Annotated in this window: 21 protein-coding genes; 9 read left to right on the forward strand and 12 right to left on the reverse strand. The window is 41.0% G+C overall.

Features of this window, described 5'->3' with window-relative positions; genetic code table 11:
- The first annotated feature begins 118 nt into the window (after positions 1 to 118).
- A complete protein-coding gene (locus MMY79_RS00170) occupies positions 119 to 496 on the forward strand; it encodes a hypothetical protein (RefSeq protein WP_016139760.1) in 378 nt (125 codons plus the stop codon).
- Between the two features lie 103 nt (positions 497 to 599).
- A complete protein-coding gene (dnaJ, locus tag MMY79_RS00175; protein ID WP_252611122.1) occupies positions 600 to 1,715 on the forward strand; it encodes a molecular chaperone DnaJ in 1,116 nt (371 codons plus the stop codon).
- Positions 1,716 to 1,829: 114 nt separating this feature from the next.
- On the opposite strand, the gene MMY79_RS00180 is transcribed toward dnaJ, so the two are convergent.
- Positions 1,830 to 2,192, reverse strand: coding sequence for a hypothetical protein (locus MMY79_RS00180; protein ID WP_252611123.1), 363 nt, complete (start codon positions 2,190 to 2,192; stop codon positions 1,830 to 1,832).
- Between the two features lie 184 nt (positions 2,193 to 2,376).
- Between MMY79_RS00180 and dapB the strand changes: the two genes are divergently transcribed.
- A complete protein-coding gene (gene dapB, locus MMY79_RS00185) occupies positions 2,377 to 3,198 on the forward strand; it encodes a 4-hydroxy-tetrahydrodipicolinate reductase (RefSeq protein ID WP_252611124.1) in 822 nt (273 codons plus the stop codon).
- A 50-nt stretch (positions 3,199 to 3,248) separates the two neighbouring features.
- The gene (locus MMY79_RS00190; protein ID WP_252611125.1) at positions 3,249 to 3,902 is read left to right on the forward strand and encodes an START domain-containing protein; all 654 of its coding nucleotides are present in this window, start codon (positions 3,249 to 3,251) and stop codon (positions 3,900 to 3,902) included.
- A 41-nt stretch (positions 3,903 to 3,943) separates the two neighbouring features.
- Here the strand turns inward: MMY79_RS00190 and MMY79_RS00195 are convergent, their stop codons facing one another.
- A complete protein-coding gene (locus MMY79_RS00195) occupies positions 3,944 to 5,134 on the reverse strand; it encodes an MFS transporter (protein WP_252611126.1) in 1,191 nt (396 codons plus the stop codon).
- A 4-nt stretch (positions 5,135 to 5,138) separates the two neighbouring features.
- Positions 5,139 to 5,942 carry a 2,5-didehydrogluconate reductase DkgB gene (gene dkgB, locus MMY79_RS00200; RefSeq protein WP_252611127.1) on the reverse strand — a complete coding sequence of 268 codons (804 nt, stop codon included), beginning with the start codon at positions 5,940 to 5,942 and terminating at the stop codon, positions 5,139 to 5,141.
- Positions 5,943 to 6,062: 120 nt separating this feature from the next.
- Here dkgB and MMY79_RS00205 point away from each other — a divergent pair, with 120 nt between their 5' ends.
- Positions 6,063 to 6,965, forward strand: coding sequence for a LysR family transcriptional regulator (locus tag MMY79_RS00205; RefSeq protein WP_252611128.1), 903 nt, complete (start codon positions 6,063 to 6,065; stop codon positions 6,963 to 6,965).
- Here the strand turns inward: MMY79_RS00205 and MMY79_RS00210 are convergent.
- Positions 6,949 to 7,323, reverse strand: coding sequence for a hypothetical protein (locus tag MMY79_RS00210; RefSeq protein WP_252611130.1), 375 nt, complete (start codon positions 7,321 to 7,323; stop codon positions 6,949 to 6,951). The genes MMY79_RS00205 and MMY79_RS00210 overlap by 17 nt on opposite strands.
- A 90-nt stretch (positions 7,324 to 7,413) precedes the next feature.
- On the opposite strand from MMY79_RS00210, the gene MMY79_RS00220 reads away from it, so the two are divergent.
- The gene (locus MMY79_RS00220; protein WP_252611132.1) at positions 7,414 to 8,838 is read left to right on the forward strand and encodes a PLP-dependent aminotransferase family protein; all 1,425 of its coding nucleotides are present in this window, start codon (positions 7,414 to 7,416) and stop codon (positions 8,836 to 8,838) included.
- A 2-nt stretch (positions 8,839 to 8,840) separates the two neighbouring features.
- Here MMY79_RS00220 and MMY79_RS00225 read toward each other — a convergent pair whose 3' ends face one another.
- From MMY79_RS00225 to MMY79_RS00260, 8 genes are all read right to left on the reverse strand, one after another.
- Complete coding sequence (locus tag MMY79_RS00225; RefSeq protein WP_252611134.1) at positions 8,841 to 9,869, reverse strand: NAD(P)-dependent alcohol dehydrogenase; 1,029 nt, start codon at positions 9,867 to 9,869, stop codon at positions 8,841 to 8,843.
- Positions 9,870 to 9,907: 38 nt separating this feature from the next.
- Entirely contained in the window at positions 9,908 to 10,468 is a 561-nt protein-coding gene (locus tag MMY79_RS00230) for a DNA-3-methyladenine glycosylase I (protein ID WP_252611136.1), read from the reverse strand.
- 30 nt (positions 10,469 to 10,498) lie between these two features.
- Positions 10,499 to 10,744, reverse strand: a complete 246-nt coding sequence (locus MMY79_RS00235) for a hypothetical protein (protein WP_001287364.1) — start codon at positions 10,742 to 10,744, stop codon at positions 10,499 to 10,501.
- Positions 10,745 to 10,753: 9 nt separating this feature from the next.
- A complete protein-coding gene (locus MMY79_RS00240; protein ID WP_252611138.1) occupies positions 10,754 to 11,290 on the reverse strand; it encodes a M23 family metallopeptidase in 537 nt (178 codons plus the stop codon).
- Positions 11,291 to 11,337: 47 nt separating this feature from the next.
- Positions 11,338 to 12,372, reverse strand: a complete 1,035-nt coding sequence (mutY, locus tag MMY79_RS00245) for an A/G-specific adenine glycosylase (RefSeq protein ID WP_252611140.1) — start codon at positions 12,370 to 12,372, stop codon at positions 11,338 to 11,340.
- Between the two features lie 141 nt (positions 12,373 to 12,513).
- Entirely contained in the window at positions 12,514 to 12,876 is a 363-nt protein-coding gene (locus tag MMY79_RS00250; protein WP_016142671.1) for an HIT family protein, read from the reverse strand.
- Positions 12,877 to 13,060: 184 nt separating this feature from the next.
- Positions 13,061 to 13,798, reverse strand: coding sequence for a dienelactone hydrolase family protein (locus MMY79_RS00255; RefSeq protein WP_252611142.1), 738 nt, complete (start codon positions 13,796 to 13,798; stop codon positions 13,061 to 13,063).
- A gap of 170 nt (positions 13,799 to 13,968) precedes the next feature.
- Positions 13,969 to 14,127 carry a DUF1328 domain-containing protein gene (locus MMY79_RS00260; protein ID WP_002053759.1) on the reverse strand — a complete coding sequence of 53 codons (159 nt, stop codon included), beginning with the start codon at positions 14,125 to 14,127 and terminating at the stop codon, positions 13,969 to 13,971.
- Positions 14,128 to 14,320: 193 nt separating this feature from the next.
- Here MMY79_RS00260 and MMY79_RS00265 point away from each other — a divergent pair, with 193 nt between their 5' ends.
- The 3 genes from MMY79_RS00265 to MMY79_RS00275 all read left to right on the forward strand — a co-directional run bounded on the left by MMY79_RS00265 (position 14,321) and on the right by MMY79_RS00275 (position 17,431).
- A complete protein-coding gene (locus MMY79_RS00265; protein WP_252611144.1) occupies positions 14,321 to 14,779 on the forward strand; it encodes a YcgN family cysteine cluster protein in 459 nt (152 codons plus the stop codon).
- A gap of 108 nt (positions 14,780 to 14,887) precedes the next feature.
- Positions 14,888 to 16,060, forward strand: a complete 1,173-nt coding sequence (locus tag MMY79_RS00270; RefSeq protein WP_252611146.1) for a PQQ-dependent sugar dehydrogenase — start codon at positions 14,888 to 14,890, stop codon at positions 16,058 to 16,060.
- A gap of 105 nt (positions 16,061 to 16,165) precedes the next feature.
- Positions 16,166 to 17,431, forward strand: coding sequence for a replication-associated recombination protein A (locus MMY79_RS00275; protein ID WP_016139775.1), 1,266 nt, complete (start codon positions 16,166 to 16,168; stop codon positions 17,429 to 17,431).
- Positions 17,432 to 17,437: the final 6 nt, after the last annotated feature.

Below are 17,437 nucleotides of genomic sequence, written 5' to 3' on the forward strand. Positions count from 1 at the left end.
TAAAGGTGCGAAATATTGAAAACTCCAATATAGTAGCACCTGTCTTTACACAAAAAATACAGGATTATTTCACTGCATAAAAAATAGGCTAAGTGCAGTGAATTGAGGTGAAATACAGATGGGGCAAGACCATATCGAACAGCATCGCCGTTATATTGTAATTTCTTATGCGTTCATGTTTCTTGCATTGTTTACAGTTATTTTTGCAGCCTTTGCTTATTTGGTTGCTCGCAAAGTAGCAGTTGTAGATAATGCGGAAGTTTGGATTCATGCACATGCATTATGGATTATGCGAAACGGGATTCTATTTCTTTGTATGGCAATTTTTGCTGCGGTCTGGTTTATTCCGCTGTTCTTTTTTGCATGGGACAGTAACCTTTGGGTAACCGCCTCTACGGTTGCTGGTGTGGTATTTAGCGCTATTGCGTGGTTATTTCTATTAAATGCATGGTTAAAAGGCTTGTCTAAATATTTAAAAAATAAGGCAGTTTTTTAATATATCTATTTTTTAAACATTTTCCCCTTGTAAATTCGGCTAAAGCCCCCCATTTAGTCGGCAATAGAGTATTGATAAAATTCCGTGAGGAGCACCGCCAAAAATGGCTAAACGTGATTATTATGAGGTTTTAGGCGTTTCAAAAACCGCAAGTGATGATGAGATCAAAAAAGCCTACCGTAAATTGGCGATGAAATATCATCCTGATAGAAACCCTGACAATGCCGAAGCTGAAGATAAATTTAAAGAAGCTGCTGAAGCTTATGAAGTTTTATCGGACAGCGAAAAGCGTAGCATGTACGATCGCATGGGTCATAATGCGTTTGAAGGCGGCTTTGGTGGCGGCGGTGGTGGTGGCTTCGGCGGATTTAGTGCAGAAGACATTTTCAGCCAGTTCGGTGATATCTTCGGTGGTGCATTCGGTGGTGGTGGACGTCAACAGCGTCAACGTCGCGGATCAGATTTACGTTATGTAATGGAACTTACCCTTGAAGAAGCTGTAAAAGGGGTGAAAAAAACCATTACTTTTACTGCTCCAGCACCATGTGATGTGTGTGATGGTAAAGGCTCTAAAAATCCAAAAGATGTTGAAACCTGTAAAACTTGTCATGGTTCAGGACAAGTACGTATGCAGCAAGGTTTCTTCTCTGTACAACAAACATGTGGTACTTGTCGTGGCCAAGGTAAAATTATTAAAAACCCTTGTCAGGCATGTCATGGTTCAGGTGTAGCCGATCGTCAGCAAACGTTGGAAGTTACAATTCCAGCGGGTGTAGATAATGGTGACCGCGTGCGTTTGAGTGGCAAAGGCGAAGCAATTCGTGATGGCCAATCAGGTGATTTATACGTTGAAGTCGTTGTTCGCGAACACGAAATTTTCCAACGCGATGGTGCCGATCTTTATATGGACGTACCAGTGAGCATTGCTGATGCTGCACTTGGTAAAGAAATTGAAATTCCAACTTTGGAAGGTCGTGTTAGCCTGAAAATTCCTGAGGGAACTCAAACAGGTAAATTATTCCGTTTACGTGGCAAAGGCGTTCGTCCAGTTCGTAGCAGCATGGTAGGTGATTTACTCTGCCGTATTGTGATAGAAACACCAGTCAACTTAAATTCTCGCCAACGTGAATTACTTAAAGAGCTGCAAGCTTCTTTCGATGGCGAAGACAGTGCTTCTTCACCAAAGAAAAAATCATTCTTTGATCGTTTGTTCGATTAATACTTGATTAGATAAGAAATTAAAAAGAAGGCGGATATTCATAAAATATCCGCCTTTTTATTGCGCTGATTCATCTTATTATTTTTATTCTGCTTAAAACAAAACTACCACTGCTTACTCTGTAGGGTGAGCAACATCAATATCATCTACACTTACAGTCGGTTCGCTAGAAGCAAGAGTAGGAGCACTTTCGATCACTGGTGCAGTTACTGTTTCTGCTTGTACGGCTACTTTAGGTGCTTCTGGTGTTGTTTCGCCCATAATCGGGTCAATATCTTCAACTTTAACGTCAATATTGGCATCGGTTGCTACGCTCGTTTGAGCTGTAGGAGTTGCTGTTTGAGTACTTACGTTAGTTGTAATACGTGCTTTAGATAAGCTTTCTAATGTGTCTCCTGGCTGGATTGCAGGCTCTGCAAATGCCATTGAACTCATAATCCCCATCATCACTGTAAAGCCAATAATTCTCGAATGCATGCTGAACTCCTTATAGTCATCTTTTTTTCATTCGTGGCTGAGTAGTGTGCCGATCAATTCTTTAACTTTTGTGAAAACAGATTAAATTTCAGTTCATCTCAAAAAATAATTTTTACTTTTTATTGTGAGCAAAGAGTTTTGATATAGTAGACAAATTACGTAAAACAGAAGATTGGAAAGGATTATGTCAGCAGCTCCACGCATTGGTGTTTTAGGTGCAGGCGGTCGTATGGGCCGTACGCTTATTCAAGCAGTTCAACAAGCAGGCTATCAGTTGGGAGCAGCCGTTGTACGTGCAGAAAGTACTTTAATTGGTGCAGATGCAGGTGAGCTTGCTGGTATTGGTTCACTGGGTGTGAAGGTTTCAGGAAACTTGGCAGATGTTTTGAAAGACTGTGATGTAATCATTGACTTTACAACTCCTGTAGCAACATCTGAGCATTTAAAACTATGTCGTGAAGCAGGTGTATCAATTGTAATTGGTACAACAGGTATGTCAGATGAGCAAAAAGCTGAATTAGATGAAGTTGCTACTCATACACCTGTCGTTTACGCTGCAAACTATTCGGTAGGTGTAAATGTATCGATCAAGTTACTTGAGCTTGCAGCAAAAGTATTTGGCGATACAGTAGATATTGAAGTGATTGAAGCTCATCACCGTCATAAAGTAGATGCGCCGTCAGGTACAGCGTTAATGATGGGTGAAGCGATTGCAGATACTTTAGGCCGTAACCTAAAAGAAGTTGCTGTTTATGGACGTGAAGGGCATACGGGTCCACGTGACCGTCAAACGATTGGTTTTGAAACCATTCGTGGTGGAGATATCGTTGGTGAACACACTGTGATGTTCATTGGTGAAGGTGAGCGCGTTGAGGTGACTCACAAAGCAACGAATCGTATGAACTTTGCTGCTGGTGCAGTGCGAGCTGCTGCATGGGTTGTGGGCCGTGAAGCGCGTAAATATGACATGAAAGATGTTTTAGGATTGAACGACGTACAGGTTTAAAACCCTGTACGTATTCCATGTGTAGCGAGAAAAACAAGATAGAGCAGAACATGAATAAAAAACAAATTGCCTTGACCACTCTTCTTTGCTTAAGCAGCCTCTGGACGGGGGCTGCTTCTACGGAAAAAGCTAAACTCAGCTTAGACCGTAATAATATTAAAGTCTGGACCTATCAAAAGACTGATAATCCAGTCTTTCAATATAAGGCTGAAACGACTTTTGATGTGCCAATTGAACGCGCTGTTGCGGTGATTTTAGATGTAAATCGTGCTGATCAGTGGGTGCCTTATATGGGCAAGGTTCAGATGTTGTCTCAAGATGAAAAAAAGGGTGAATTCACACTCTATATGCTGTTAGATTTTCCTTTTCCTCTAAAAGATCGCGATGTGGTTGTAAAAGGAAAAATGAGTAAAGCGGCCAATGGTCTGATTACCATTAAGAATACGGCGATTAATAGTAATTATCCGATACAACCTGATGTCGTGCGCTTAACACGCTATGAAGGGGATTGGACATTCCAGAAATTAGCGAATAACAAAGTTAAAGTAACCACAAGTGGTTATGCTGACCCAGCTGGTGCGATTCCGCTGAGCTTCGTAAATATGTTTGTTCAACAACAGCCTTACCAGATGTTGCTGAAAATGAAGCGGGAAGTAACTAGTCCGATTTATGAACAACCGAAACTACCAGATATTTTAAAATAAATAACTTAAAAAAAAGCGCCTGATCTCAGGCGCTTTTTTTATTAATCTGAACACTGTTGTAACGCTTGGGCAGAGCTGCTTTCTCGTTTGATCTGGAATAACACCAATAACAAACCTAACCCTGCTAACAATGCACCAGCAAATGATACTGCGCTATAACCCCAACCTAAATCGAGTACTAATGCGCCTGCTGCTGCTCCAACTGCGTTACCTAAATTAAAGGCACCGATATTTACTGAAGAAGCAAGACCAGGTGCTTCGTGAGCGACTGACATTACACGCATTTGTAATGGTGGAACTAAAGCAAAAGTTGCAGCACCCCAGATGACTAATGCAATGGCTGCTCCAATATGGCTTTGTGCAAGGATTGGGAAAGTCACCATCATCACAATTAACAGAACCAAGAAACCAATCAGAGTTTTGTTAATAGACAAATCTGCAAAGCGACCGCCTAAATGGTTACCAATTGAGAAACCGACACCAATCAACATCAGCATAAACGTAATGAAGGTCGGTGAAGCATGTGTAAACTCAGTCAAACTTGGCGCAATATAGGTATAGAGCGTAAACATTGCACCCGCACCAAGTACAGTGGTGAGTAGGGCAAGTATTACAGGAGTGCGCGTTAACACTTTCAATTCAGCTTTCACATTGGGTTTTTGGGCAACCATACCTTGTGGTAATGCTTTCCATAAAGCGAGTATAGTAATCACGCCAAGCAAGGAAATTGCAAGGAAAGACATACGCCAGCCAATGTTTTGTCCAACCCATGTTGCCAACGGTACACCACCGATATTTGCAATCGTTAAGCCCATAAACATGGTTGCTACAGCACTGGCCTGTTTATGTGCGGGCACAATGCTTGCTGCTACAACTGAACCGATCCCGAAGAAAGCACCATGGTTAAGGCTTGTGATGAGACGTGCACCTAATAAGCTCATATAGCTTGGTGAAAACGCCGCTATCAGGTTACCTACCGTAAAGATCGCCATGAGAAAGATAAGCGCATTACGTCGTGCAAAACCACCAAACCACAGTGTCATGAAAGGCGCACCTAGCATTACACCAAGTGCATAGCCCGTAATTAACATTCCGGCCGTTGGAATTGAAATCCCTAAATCATTAGCGATATTCGGTAACAATCCCATTGGTGAGAATTCCGTGGTGCCAATGGCAAAGGCACCAATTGCCAATGCCAATAACGAGAACGCCGTATTTGATTGAGTGTTCATGAGTTTAGTCCCAAACTGGTGCCCATGGCTCTGGGCTAACTTCACGACTGTTACGATCAAGTTCGGCAATCATTTGCATTTCAGCTGAAGTTAACTCGATATCCTGTGCTTTTAAGTTGCTAATCAGGTTTTCACGTTTAGTCGAAGATGGAATGACTGCAAAACCACGTTGTAATGCCCATGCAAGTGCAATTTGTGCTGTCGTTGCTTTATGAGCTGCTGCAATTTCAGTTAAAACTGGGTCTTGAAGCACTTTACCGTATGCAAGCGTCATATATGAAGTGACATCAATATTCTTCTCTTGTAAGAAATTTACAAGTTTATGGTTTTGAAGATAAGGGCTTAACTCAATCTGGTTAGTTGCAATATTTTCAGCGCCAATGGTGTCAATTGCTTGCTGAGTAAGCTCAATATTGAAGTTTGAGATACCAATTTGTTTGGTAAGACCCTGTTGTTTCGCTTCAAGTAAAAGCTGCATAACTTCAGGAATCGAAACACCTAGATCCGGCGCTGGCCAATGAATCAAAGTTAAATCGACATGGTCTGTACGAAGCTTTTCTAAGCTTTCTTTTAAGCTTGGAATAAATTTATCTTGAGCAAAATTATCTACCCAGATTTTTGTGGTTAGAAATAAGTCCTGACGTGATACACCGCTTTCGGCAATGGCTTGACCAATCGCTGCTTCATTGCCATAAATTTGAGCTGTATCAATTACACGGTAACCTACGTCTAAAGCAGTTTTCACAGAATCAATGACGGCTTGTTCTTGAAGACGGAAAGTACCTAGACCAAAACGTGGAATATTCATATGTTCACCTAAATTTGAGTAATCATTTAACATGAGATGCATTTTGCTTTTTTTATTGTTGCGAAAAAATACATGAATAAGCAAAATATCTTTGATCATTAGTCAATAATGGAATAAGACATGAAATCAACTATTGAAGAACTTGTCGCGTTTATCGCAATCGTTGATACGGGTTCTTTTGTTGCGGCAGCAGAGCATTTAAAACAAACACCTTCGGGAGTTAGTCGATCTTTAACACGCTTGGAAGCAAAGTTAGATGTGACTTTGTTAGAGCGAACGACTCGTAAGTTGAAACTAACACAAGAGGGGCAACAGTTTCTTGTGAAGGCTCGTAAAATTTTAAATGAGCTGAATGCTGCCGAAGAAGAGTTACAAAAGTCTGATCAAGATACTTCGGGTCTTATACGAATCGATTCGGCAACACCTTTTGTTTTACACGTGATTGCGCCATTAATGCATAAGTTTCGTGAGTACTATCCAAATATTGAAATTGAATTAAATAGTAATGATCAGGTGATTGATCTATTGCAGCATAAAACCGATGTGGCATTTCGGTTTGGGGAGCTTAATGATTCGAGTCTGCATGCCAAACTGGTGTGTAAAAGTCGTTTATTTATTGTTGCGAGCCCAGAATATCTAGCGATTAAAGGCACACCAACACAGCCTGAACAACTCGAACAGCATGATCTGATTGGTTTTACCAGACCTGCCTATATTAATAGCTGGCCGATTAAAATCGGCGATGAATATTTTTTTGCACAAGCAAATATTAAAGCTTCTAGTGGTGAGACGGTACGCCAACTCACGATTAGAGGCCATGGTATTGCACGACTATCTGAATTTGAAATTTGGAAAGATATTCAAGAAGGACGCTTGATTGCATTATTCGAAGATCAAATTGAGCATCAATATCAAAGCATCCATGCTGTGTATTATCAACAAGAGCATCTACCAAAGCGAATCCGTTTGTTTATTGAATTTTTGGCAGAGCAATTACAAGATGGTTTTAAAACCTGTCTCTAAAAGTAGCATAACTGTCAGTTGGAAAATGAACTTCTAAAATTGGAGTCATTTGTCCTTCTGATAAATGTTGGGTCAGAAAATAGCTTTTTTGCTGTTGGCGGCAACTAAAATATAATTTGGAATAAGTCGAGTTCACCATTACAACTTCATTTGAGTTATTACGCTTATATTGATAATGAGAAATTGTACTGGCCTCATCATCAGTGCGTTGCTCCATTTTATAGTCTTGTTGATTGGTCATTTTTAAATAACCTTCAATGAGACTTTGGCAAACGGTATGTCTGTACTGCTCATTTTGCGATTGTGGTTGGCAACCTGCTAAAACAATAGAAAATAACAATATAGCTTTTAATTTCATGATCTTGCTGCTCTTTGAGTTGATTTATATAGCGTAAAGGTGTTCTATAAACCAGTACAGATACAGAAATTTTTAAAAAAGCAGCACAGAATGACTTTTCAATATCAGGTTCTTGCCAATCACTTAGCCCATCGAATTTATCAAGATGAGCTCAAGCCTCATCAAAAGCTGATTTCTTTACGAGATTTTGCTCGTCAGCACAGTATTAGCTTAAGCACGGCAAAAAGTTGCTATGAATTACTTGAGGCGATGGGGCTGATTTATGTAAAGCCGAAATCGGGTTACTTTGTGGTTGCTCGTACCCAATCTAGCCCTATTCCTGATAGCCCAGATTTTTTGTCTTTGCCTCGGCAAGTCTCAAATCTAGAGTTGCATAACCAAATTCAAGAAGCAGCCTTACAAAGCCATCTCGTACCATTGGGTTCGATTCAGTTGACGCCGCATTTTATTCCAGTGGAAGGTTTACGTCGTTCTATTCAACGGGCGTTAAAAAATTGCCAGCCACAAGACTTTCTCTATTGTAATAAACAAGGACATGAGCAATTAAGAAAAGCGCTTTCTGATCATTGGCGCGAAGATGGAATCTTCATTGCGACGGAAGATATTTTTATTACCAATGGTTGCATCCCTGCTTTGTCGTTAGTCATTCAGCATCTAACAGAAGTAGGCGATAGTATTTTGATTCCAACGCCTACTTTCAATGGGCAACTACAGCTTTTAGCCAGTTTAAAACGACAGATTATTGAAATTCCAGCACATCATCGTGGTATTGATCTTGAACGTTTAGAATCATTGATGCAGCAGGGTTTGGCGAAGGTTTGCCTGATGACAGCCAATTATCAAAATCCTTTAGGATATTGTTTAAGTAATGCGGAAAAACAAAAGATTGCTGAATTAGCTGCAAAGTATCAGTGCTTTATTATTGAAGACGATATTTTTGGTGAATGTGGTTACAGCAATGAACGTCCTCTACCGATTCGCTATTGGGATCGTGAAGGCTATGTGATTTGGTGTGGGTCAGTTTCTAAGTCACTGTCGAGTGCGTATCGGGTAGGGTGGTTTTGTTTAAGCTCAAAGTTACAGCATTTAAGGCTTGAGCTACTGGCAAGTAATATTGGCGTAAATACACCGCTACAATTAGGCCTAGCTGATTTTATTTATAGCCGAGGTTATCGAGAGCATTTAGAGCAGCTACGACCAAATCTGATGCGACAAGTCGAGCAATATCGCAGTTGTATTTTAAGAGCCTTTGAGGGCCTTCCCATTGCGTTAAGTCAGCCAGAAGGCGGCTATGCACTCTGGATACAGTTACCAAAGGAAGTAGATACCTTAGCGTTGTATTACACTGCGAAAGCTCAAGGAATTACCGTGGTACCAGGTCATGTTTTTGGTGAGGATGAGCGATATCGACATTTCATTCGTTTAAATGCGGGGCATGAATTAACAGCAGATGTCCGCCAAGCAATTAGTGACTTGGCGGAATGGTCACGACAACAGATGAAAACTGTGAGTTAGTTTTATTCTGCGAAGTCTGCTTTAAGCACAATGCGGTAGCGTGCCTGACCTGAGTGTAAACGTTCAATTGCTTCATTGAGTTCTGATATTGGAAATAGCTCAATTTGAGGCGCAATTTTTTTGCGTGCAGCAAACTTTAAAAGCTGACGCAGGGCAGCAGGTGAACCTGTCGGTGAGCCTGTTACTGACTTGGCACCATCAATGAGAGAACCGACAGAAACAGGAACAGGTTCCAGAGTCAGCCCTAAGAAATGCAAAGAACCGTTTGGTGCTAATGTAGAAATGAAAGCACGCCAATTTAGGGTCACATTCACGGTACTGAGCAATAAATCAAATTTACCTTTTTGAGCTTTTACCGCGTCTGTGTCACGGCTATTCACGACATGGTCGGCTCCCATTGCTTTGAGTTCTTCTGTTTTGTCAGGGTTAGAACTAAAAGCAGTGATTTCACAGCCCCAAGCTTTAAGTAGCTTAATGGCCATATGACCTAAACCACCAATGCCAATCACACCGACATGATGTGTTGCTTGAATCTTATGTTTAAGGAGTGGGTCAAAAACGGTAATTCCGCCACAAAGTAAAGGACCAGCACTTTCAGCGTCTAAATCGTCTGGGAGGGGAATAGCCCACTGCCAACCTGCACGGACTTTATCTGCAAAGCCACCAGCATGCCCCACGATTGTTGCAACATTTTCGCCTGTACAAAGTACTTGCTGACCACCAATACATTCATCACAGGCTTGGCAACTTTCAGCGGTCCAGCCAATGCCGACACGTTGCCCAATTTGTAGACCTTTGGCTTCTGAACCCAAAGCAACAATTCGCCCAATAATTTCATGGCCTGCAACTACAGGGTAGACAGTTGAACGCCATTCATTGTTCAAAACAGAAATATCAGAATGGCATAAACCACAGTATTCAACTTTTACCTCAACTTGATGCGGCTGTAATTCACCTGCATCAAACTGGTAAGGAACCAGTTTTTCACCTGCCTGCATTGCAGCATAAGCCTGAATCGTATTATTGCTCATCGGAAACTCCTTAAGCGGCTTTGAACCGTTCTGGTGGGTTATGAAGCTTTAAATTGACAACTATTTTCATGATCATCGACCATGCCTACTGCCTGCATAAAAGCGTAGCAGGTGGTTGGGCCGACAAATTTGAAACCATTCTTTTTAAGCGTTTTGGAAAGTTTTACACTTAGTTCTGTTTGAGCAGGAGCTTGGCGATAATCTTCAACATCATTATTTTGTGGAGCTGCATCTACAAACTGCCAAAGCCATGTAGGAACATCACCCACTTGTGTTTTAAGCGCTTGCCAAGCAATTGCATTGTCACGAATGGCTTTGAGTTTACCTAAGTGACGAATTAAACCAGCATCGGATAGTTTTAGTTCTAAAAAGTCATCTGTAAAGGCAGCAATATCTGCAATAGGGTGATTAAAAAAATGCTGACGGTAGCTTTCTCTTTTTTTCAGTACAGTAATCCAAGATAAGCCAGCTTGCTGGCCTTCAAGACAAAGCATTTCAAATAATCTTGCTTCGTCATGTTCTGGTTTGCCCCATTCTTCATCATGGTAGGTAATATAGAGTGGATCGTTGGAACACCATCCGCAGCGTTGAGTTTTCATGATGATGCTCCTTATATTTATCTTAGAATTTTAAAGTTTAAACAGCACCCATTCATTTGGGCGAGTATCCCAATAATACAGTTCAGCTTGAGTTAAGTCTTCAAACTTTAGCCAAAAGTCTTTACCAACTTTATCTGAAAAACCGGTACTGATTAGCAGGGCATCATCGCTGATTTCCATGATCCAGCCTTGATAGCTATTGCCATTTAAAATGATCTTTTGCTGATTGCCTGACTCGGCAAACTCTACTAAGCGATTGATCAGCGCTTCCGACATAAAGTGTTCCTAGCGTAAATAAGAATAAGGGTTAACAGCACCACGCCCTTTACCATCTAGATAAAGTCCGTAATGAAGATGTGGTGAAGTATAACGTGCATTGCCCGTATTGCCGACATAACCGATTAGATCACCTTTTTTGATGTAGTCCCCTACATTTAGGCCACGTTTGTGACCATCAAGATGAGCATAATAATGCCATGTTCCCGCTGGGCCTAAAATCCAGATGACTTTGCCACCTAAATTGTTATTACGAAGATCTGCAACGAGGCCTTCGGTTGCACTGTACACTTTGGTTCCACGTGGAGCCAAAATATCAATTCCTTCGTGACTACGACCCTGACTGCGAGCAGCTCCCCATGTGTCTTTTAATTCGTCTCGATCGACACCTTTCACTGGAACTGGAAGCCGATTTGGAAGCTGCATACTTTTAAGTTTACTAACTTGAGCGGGTGGAAGTGGTGTAGGTTTTTTTGGCGCACTGGCACAGGCAGCCAATAGAATAATGAGAAAACCAAGTGAGAAATGAGAAACAAAACGTCGCACAAAATACTCCCTGTCACAGCCATATCAAAATTATTTTGCTCACTATGTCACGAACGACTCGTCGAGATCAATTTTTTCATAGCTGTTGGAACACCTTTAGCAATAGCTTGTTCTGGACTCAACCATTGGCCTTCAAGTTCAATTGCTAGATGCTCTTTTTGGTCAGGTTCCACGTGGAACGTATGAGCATTAAGTAGCCATGTAAAGTGAGTGAAGCTATGACTAATTTGAAAGGTCTGTGGTTGAGGTTGCAGTTTAAATTGCTGACTTAAGCTTAGTCGCTCATGTTCATTTTCTAAAATAGGTAAACAGATTAAACCGCCCCATAGACCATGAGCTTGTCGTTGTTGCCAAAACCATTCGTCTTCGCATTGAATGATAAGAACATCTGCGGTTCTAACAGGAGGTGTTTTTTTCGGTCTCTTAAAAGGTAATTCTTGTTCTAAACCTTGTTTGTAAGCTTGGCAATGTTCTTGCATTGGGCAATATAAACACAGCGGTTTTTTGGGCGTACAAATGGTCGCGCCCAAATCCATAATGGCCTGAGTGTAGTCATGGTTACGATGGGTAGGGCAAAGCTCTTCAGCCAGTTTCCACATTTCACGTTCATGCAGAGGTTTGCTTAAATCATCTTCAATGGCAAAAAAACGGGCTAAGACACGTTTTACGTTACCATCCATAATGACGCCGTACTGACGTAAACCCAAAGACATGAGTGCACCTGCGGTAGAGGGGCCAATGCCGGGTAGTGCAATCCATTCTTCTAGTGTTTCAGGAAACTTGCCCTGTTGAGTAACAAGACCAGCAGCTTTATGCAAATTGCGTGCACGAGCGTAATAGCCAAGACCAGCCCAATAAGGCGCTACTTCATCCCAAGTTGCATGACCTAGGGTTTCTACAGTTGGGAAGCGCTCCATAAAGCGGTCAAAATATTGCAGAACCGTTTTCACCTGAGTCTGTTGTAGCATAATTTCAGAAACCCAAACTTTGTATGGGTCATCTGCAACTTGCCAAGGCAAATCATGACGACCATGTTGATCGAACCAGTTTAAGAGGGCATCAGAAAAAGAAAATTCAGGCATGAACAGCTATAGAAGAGACGTAAGGGCTAAATTATAGCTGAAATTTAGATGAAATTTTGTTTAAAGCAGGCGAACGGCGAGAGTATGTTAAAACAGAGATTACCAGATAATGAGCAATCTCTGCTTCATGTATAAAAAGGATTAATCCTTTTGTATGCCCCAACGTTGATCAAGTTTCAACGGCTGGTTCTTGTAGTATGGAATGACATGAATGTGGAAATGATCTGAATTTTGTCCGAACACTTCACCATCATTGAAGCCGATATGGAAACCGTCTGGTTGATGGCGAAGTTGTGTTTCGTGGCGCGCAATTTCAAGAAGTGTAAGTAAGCCTTGATGTTCTTTAGAGGTGATATCAAAAAAAGAACGAACATGGCGTAGTGGTGTTACCACACAGTGGCCTTTAGATAGCGGATTAGAATCAGGCAAAATTACAGCAAATTCATTCTTATCAATGATGTCATATTCATCAAATTCGCAATACGGACATTTCTTGTCAGTCATTGTTGTATCCTCTCATGTTATTCCATTAAACCCCGAGTGCGGGAAATAAGACTAGGCTTTGCTCTAGCTCAACGGGAGTATAGTTATTGAAGTATGGTTTAAAAAATACAGTAAAAATATTGCAAAGTCATAAACATTTAAGGGAGCAAATGCGAAAAAAACATTTGCTCCAAATTTGCTTCTTTTATTTTAAAGTACGATCTAACAAAGCGTACATTTTAGCAAGGCCTTGTTTTTCAGCTTCGCTATTGTAGCCAAGGTCTACACCGTTCGCTTTAGCTTTCTCATCTGCAAGTGGGTTACTAAAGCCATGTTTAGCACCTTCTAAAACCACTACTTCGTGTTTAACCTCAGCAGCTTGCATCTCTTTTTCAAAATTAGCAACATCTTCTAAGGTGACCATACTGTCTAATTCACCATGTAGCACTAAAACTTCACCTTGAATGTTGCCTTTTTGAGCAGGCGCTTTCGGTGCTAATGTGGCATGGAACGTTACAACTGCTTTAAGTGGTGCACCTGAGCGAGCAAGGTCTAATACAACTTTACCGCCATAGCAAAAACCAATTGCAGCAAGTTTTTCACTGTCTACTTCTGGTTGGGCCGCTAGAGTTTGAAGCGCTGCATTGGCACGATCAGTAACCGTATCTAAATTTTCAAATGTCTGCATCATCCATTCATAGGCTTGAGCTGCCGTCGAGGTCACTTTTTTATCGCCGTACATATCAATTGCAAGCGCGGCATAACCATGTTCAGCAAGCTCACGTGCACGTTGCTCGCTATATTCGTTACGACCCCACCACTCAGGACCAACAATCACACCCGCAATAGGTGTTTCACTATCTGGAGCCGCAAAGTAACCAATTAAATGGCTGCCATCTGGTGCAGTATATTGAATTTCACGGGTTTTAATTGCTGTACTCATGACCTTAATCCTGAAATTTAAAGAGATTTAAACACGCTTGATTAAAGCATAAAAAGATAAAAGTAATCTAAATAACTGTGTAAGAATCTACATCAAAATAAAAGATAGAAATCTTTACGCAATAAAAAAGAAGGAAACCAGTTCCTTCTTTTTAGGTGATCATGATTAAGTTACGTTCTGCCTCGCGAAATGAAGCCAATTACAGCGAGAATTACAGCCACAACTAATAAAATCACGGCAAAGTCTTTAGATAACCCTGCAACACCACCAAACCCTAATAGACTGGCAATGAGTGCAATCACTGCAAAAATGATAGCCCAACGGAACATATGCTGTTCTCCTTATTTTTTCATTGTTATTTAACTATATAGCTTGTTTTTTGCACCGAATGTGTCGTTTATGTGGTTGAAATGTATATTAAACAATCATTTTGTGATGTTAGGAATACAGCTTCTTTTTTCGTACAGACTACTTCAATGTTATACTTGACCACTGTTTTATCTCATCAGCTGCTAACAAATTATGTCTACCGACACCTCACTTCGTCCACTCTTCTGGAAAAATTATCCGCTAGAGCAACTCACTCAAATTGAGTGGGAAGCTTTATGCGATGGGTGTGGTTTGTGCTGTCTGGTCAAGCTTGAAGATGAAGATACCCATGAGGTGGCTTACACCAAAGTGGCTTGTAAATTACTCGATTGTGATACAGGACGTTGTACAGACTATCCAAATCGTCAGCAGCAAGTACCTGACTGTTTGCAATTAACTGTTGAGTCTTTAAAAACAATTCATTGGTTACCATCGAGCTGTGCTTATAAACGTTTGAATGAAGGAAAAAATCTACCGTCTTGGCATTATTTAAATACAGGCTCGAGACAAAGTGTCGTTAAGGCGAAAAAGTCAGTTGCTGGGCGTTGTATTTCTGAAGTCGATGTCCATGAAGATGATCTTGAAGATTATGTCGTACGATGGGTGCGTTAATATGCTCGTTATGGGCATTTTTAATTACAACGTATTATAAAGTAACATTTAATCGTAAATTTTTTGCTCATCTCCGTTATATAACAATAAAAACAAAAGGAGATAAAAATGATGAGACGATTAGCAGCCCCTTTATTATGTAGTAGCGTTTTTTTGTTGATGGCTTGTGGGGCTAATAATACAAATTCAAAAAATCTTGAACAAAATACGTCTGCAAAAACAGAACAGCCCACTCCAGTAAAACAACCTTATCAAACTGAAACATTTGCCCATTTTGATGAACCTTGGGCTGTGACCAGCTTGCCTGATCAGCGTTTATTAGTGACGGAAAGGCAAGGTAAATTAAAAATTTTTAACCCTAAAAATAAACAAATCTTGGATGTTCAAGGGATTCCAGCGGTGAACTATGGGGGACAGGGTGGTTTGGGAGACATCGTTTTACACCCTGACTTTGCTAAGAATCATTGGGTTTATCTCAGCTATGCTACAAAAGGACAAGGCGGATCTGGGGCCGTTATTTCACGTGCTAAATTAGATTTATCTAATGCCAATCAGCCAAAACTTATAGATGTGAAGCAGATTTGGCAGCAAGTACCTAAAGTTTCAGGACAAGGCCATTATGGACATCGTATGCTTTTTGGCGCAGACGGTAAGCTTTGGGTCAGTTCAGGTGAACGACAAAAGTTTGATCCTGCTCAAAATATGAAAAGTAACTTGGGTAAAATCTTGCGTTTAAATGAGGATGGTTCAGCGGTTGTAGATAACCCTTTTTATAAGCAAGGTGGAATCACTGCTGAAATATGGTCACTTGGACACCGTAATCCATTAGGTATGGCTTTTGACCGCCAAGGACAGCTCTGGGTAGTTGAAATGGGGCCTAAAGGTGGTGATGAGCTTAATATCATCGTAAAAGGTGAAAATTATGGTTATCCAATCGTTTCAAATGGAGACCATTATTCAGGTCAACCTATTCCAGATCATCACACTCGCCCAGAATTTAAAGCACCAGAAATTGACTGGACTCCCGTAATCTCTCCATCGAGCCTAATCATTTATCGCGGACAACAATTTCCTGTATGGCAAAATAAAGCATTAATTGGCGGGCTATCTTCAGAAGCGATTATTGTAGTGGATTTAGAGCATAAACCCGTGAAAGAAGTGCAAAGATTAGATATGAAAAAACGTATTCGTGGATTACATGAAGCCCAAGATGGCTCGATTTGGGTCATTGAAGACGGCTCAAATGCGCGTTTACTGAAGCTGAGTAAGAAACCATCTTAATGCTACGAACCAGACTGTAAATAACGGACGTGTCTCATAGATTCAAATTGTAGATTTCTGTGAGACACAATAGACTATAGTGAAAAGACGATAAAGCCATTTGAGATGTCAGACACCCATATTCCACTTCCTGAACGCCTGCGCCCGAGAGACTTGTCTGAAATTATTGGGCAAGATCATTTGTTAGGTGAACATGCGCCCTTACGTCAAATGATTGATCAGGGGCATTTGCCTTCTATTATTTTTTGGGGGCCACCAGGCGTTGGTAAAACAACAATTGCTTTACTTTTAGCTCAGGCGATAGATCGCCCATTTGTGAGTTTATCTGCGCTGAATACGGGTGTAAAAGAATTACGTGAAATCATTGCAGAAAGTGGTGATTTACTGACGCCTGTGGTTTTTATTGATGAAATTCATCGCTTTAATAAATCACAGCAAGATGCATTATTGGGTGCAGTTGAAAAAGGCAAAATTACCTTAATTGGCGCGACGACTGAAAACCCATCTTTTGAGGTGAATAGTGCGCTTTTATCTCGCTGTCAGGTCTACACTTTAAATAGTTTAGACAGCGAGGCAATTCAAACACTCCTCAATAATGCACTTCAAGCCGATAAATTCTTAAAAGAACGTTATATTCATGTTGAAGAATATGATGCTCTTATTCAGTTCGCGGCAGGTGATGCGCGTAAAGCACTGAATTTACTAGATCTGATCGCAAGTACATTTGAGCCAGAAATTGAAAACACAATTACCAATGCCGTGGTGGTGAAAGTCGCTCAGCAAAATATTGCGCGTTATGATAAATCGGGTGAACAGCATTACGATTTAGTTTCTGCCTTTATTAAATCAATTCGGGGTAGTGATCCAGATGCAACCCTGTATTGGATGGCTCGTATGCTTAAAGGCGGAGAAGATCCGGTTTTTATTGCCAGACGTATGCTGATTGCAGCCTCAGAAGACATCGGAAACTCTAACCCAAATGCGCTATTACTTGCAGGTGAGTGTTTCCGTTCTGTACAAGCGGTGGGTATGCCTGAGGCTCGAATTATTCTGGGCCAAACCGCAGTTTATTTAGCAACGAGTGCAAAAAGTAATAGTACTTACTTAGCGATTAATAAGGCTCTGGAACTTGCTGAAAAAACGGCAAATTTACCTGTGCCTTTGCATTTGAGAAACGCACCGACCAAGCTTATGAAACAACAAGGTTATGGGATTAATTATCTCTATCCTCACGATTACCCTGAGCACTTTGTATTGCAAGACTATTTACCGCCTGAGTTGAAGGGAAGTAAGCTCTATGAATCTGCAAGAAACAAGCGTGAAGTTGAAGGTGAGCGTTTGCAGCAACGCAGATGGCAGCAAGAACAATAGTTCTTG

Source organism: Acinetobacter sp. XS-4 (assembly GCF_023920705.1).
In the GTDB taxonomy this organism is placed as follows: domain Bacteria; phylum Pseudomonadota; class Gammaproteobacteria; order Pseudomonadales; family Moraxellaceae; genus Acinetobacter.

Coding starts and splice junctions, on each gene's coding strand:
- MMY79_RS00190 (WP_252611125.1), top strand. CDS start 3,249: ATGAATAAAAAACAAATTGCCTTGACCACTCTTCTTTGCTTAAGCAGC.
- dkgB (WP_252611127.1), bottom strand. CDS start 5,942: ATGAATATTCCACGTTTTGGTCTAGGTACTTTCCGTCTTCAAGAACAA.
- MMY79_RS00270 (WP_252611146.1), top strand. CDS start 14,888: ATGATGAGACGATTAGCAGCCCCTTTATTATGTAGTAGCGTTTTTTTG.
- MMY79_RS00225 (WP_252611134.1), bottom strand. CDS start 9,869: ATGAGCAATAATACGATTCAGGCTTATGCTGCAATGCAGGCAGGTGAA.
- MMY79_RS00210 (WP_252611130.1), bottom strand. CDS start 7,323: ATGAAATTAAAAGCTATATTGTTATTTTCTATTGTTTTAGCAGGTTGC.
- MMY79_RS00180 (WP_252611123.1), bottom strand. CDS start 2,192: ATGCATTCGAGAATTATTGGCTTTACAGTGATGATGGGGATTATGAGT.
- MMY79_RS00260 (WP_002053759.1), bottom strand. CDS start 14,127: ATGTTCCGTTGGGCTATCATTTTTGCAGTGATTGCACTCATTGCCAGT.
- MMY79_RS00235 (WP_001287364.1), bottom strand. CDS start 10,744: ATGTCGGAAGCGCTGATCAATCGCTTAGTAGAGTTTGCCGAGTCAGGC.
- MMY79_RS00195 (WP_252611126.1), bottom strand. CDS start 5,134: ATGAACACTCAATCAAATACGGCGTTCTCGTTATTGGCATTGGCAATT.
- mutY (WP_252611140.1), bottom strand. CDS start 12,372: ATGCCTGAATTTTCTTTTTCTGATGCCCTCTTAAACTGGTTCGATCAA.
- MMY79_RS00255 (WP_252611142.1), bottom strand. CDS start 13,798: ATGAGTACAGCAATTAAAACCCGTGAAATTCAATATACTGCACCAGAT.
- MMY79_RS00205 (WP_252611128.1), top strand. CDS start 6,063: ATGAAATCAACTATTGAAGAACTTGTCGCGTTTATCGCAATCGTTGAT.
- dnaJ (WP_252611122.1), top strand. CDS start 600: ATGGCTAAACGTGATTATTATGAGGTTTTAGGCGTTTCAAAAACCGCA.
- MMY79_RS00220 (WP_252611132.1), top strand. CDS start 7,414: ATGACTTTTCAATATCAGGTTCTTGCCAATCACTTAGCCCATCGAATT.
- dapB (WP_252611124.1), top strand. CDS start 2,377: ATGTCAGCAGCTCCACGCATTGGTGTTTTAGGTGCAGGCGGTCGTATG.
- MMY79_RS00230 (WP_252611136.1), bottom strand. CDS start 10,468: ATGAAAACTCAACGCTGCGGATGGTGTTCCAACGATCCACTCTATATT.
- MMY79_RS00250 (WP_016142671.1), bottom strand. CDS start 12,876: ATGACTGACAAGAAATGTCCGTATTGCGAATTTGATGAATATGACATC.
- MMY79_RS00265 (WP_252611144.1), top strand. CDS start 14,321: ATGTCTACCGACACCTCACTTCGTCCACTCTTCTGGAAAAATTATCCG.
- MMY79_RS00275 (WP_016139775.1), top strand. CDS start 16,166: ATGTCAGACACCCATATTCCACTTCCTGAACGCCTGCGCCCGAGAGAC.
- MMY79_RS00170 (WP_016139760.1), top strand. CDS start 119: ATGGGGCAAGACCATATCGAACAGCATCGCCGTTATATTGTAATTTCT.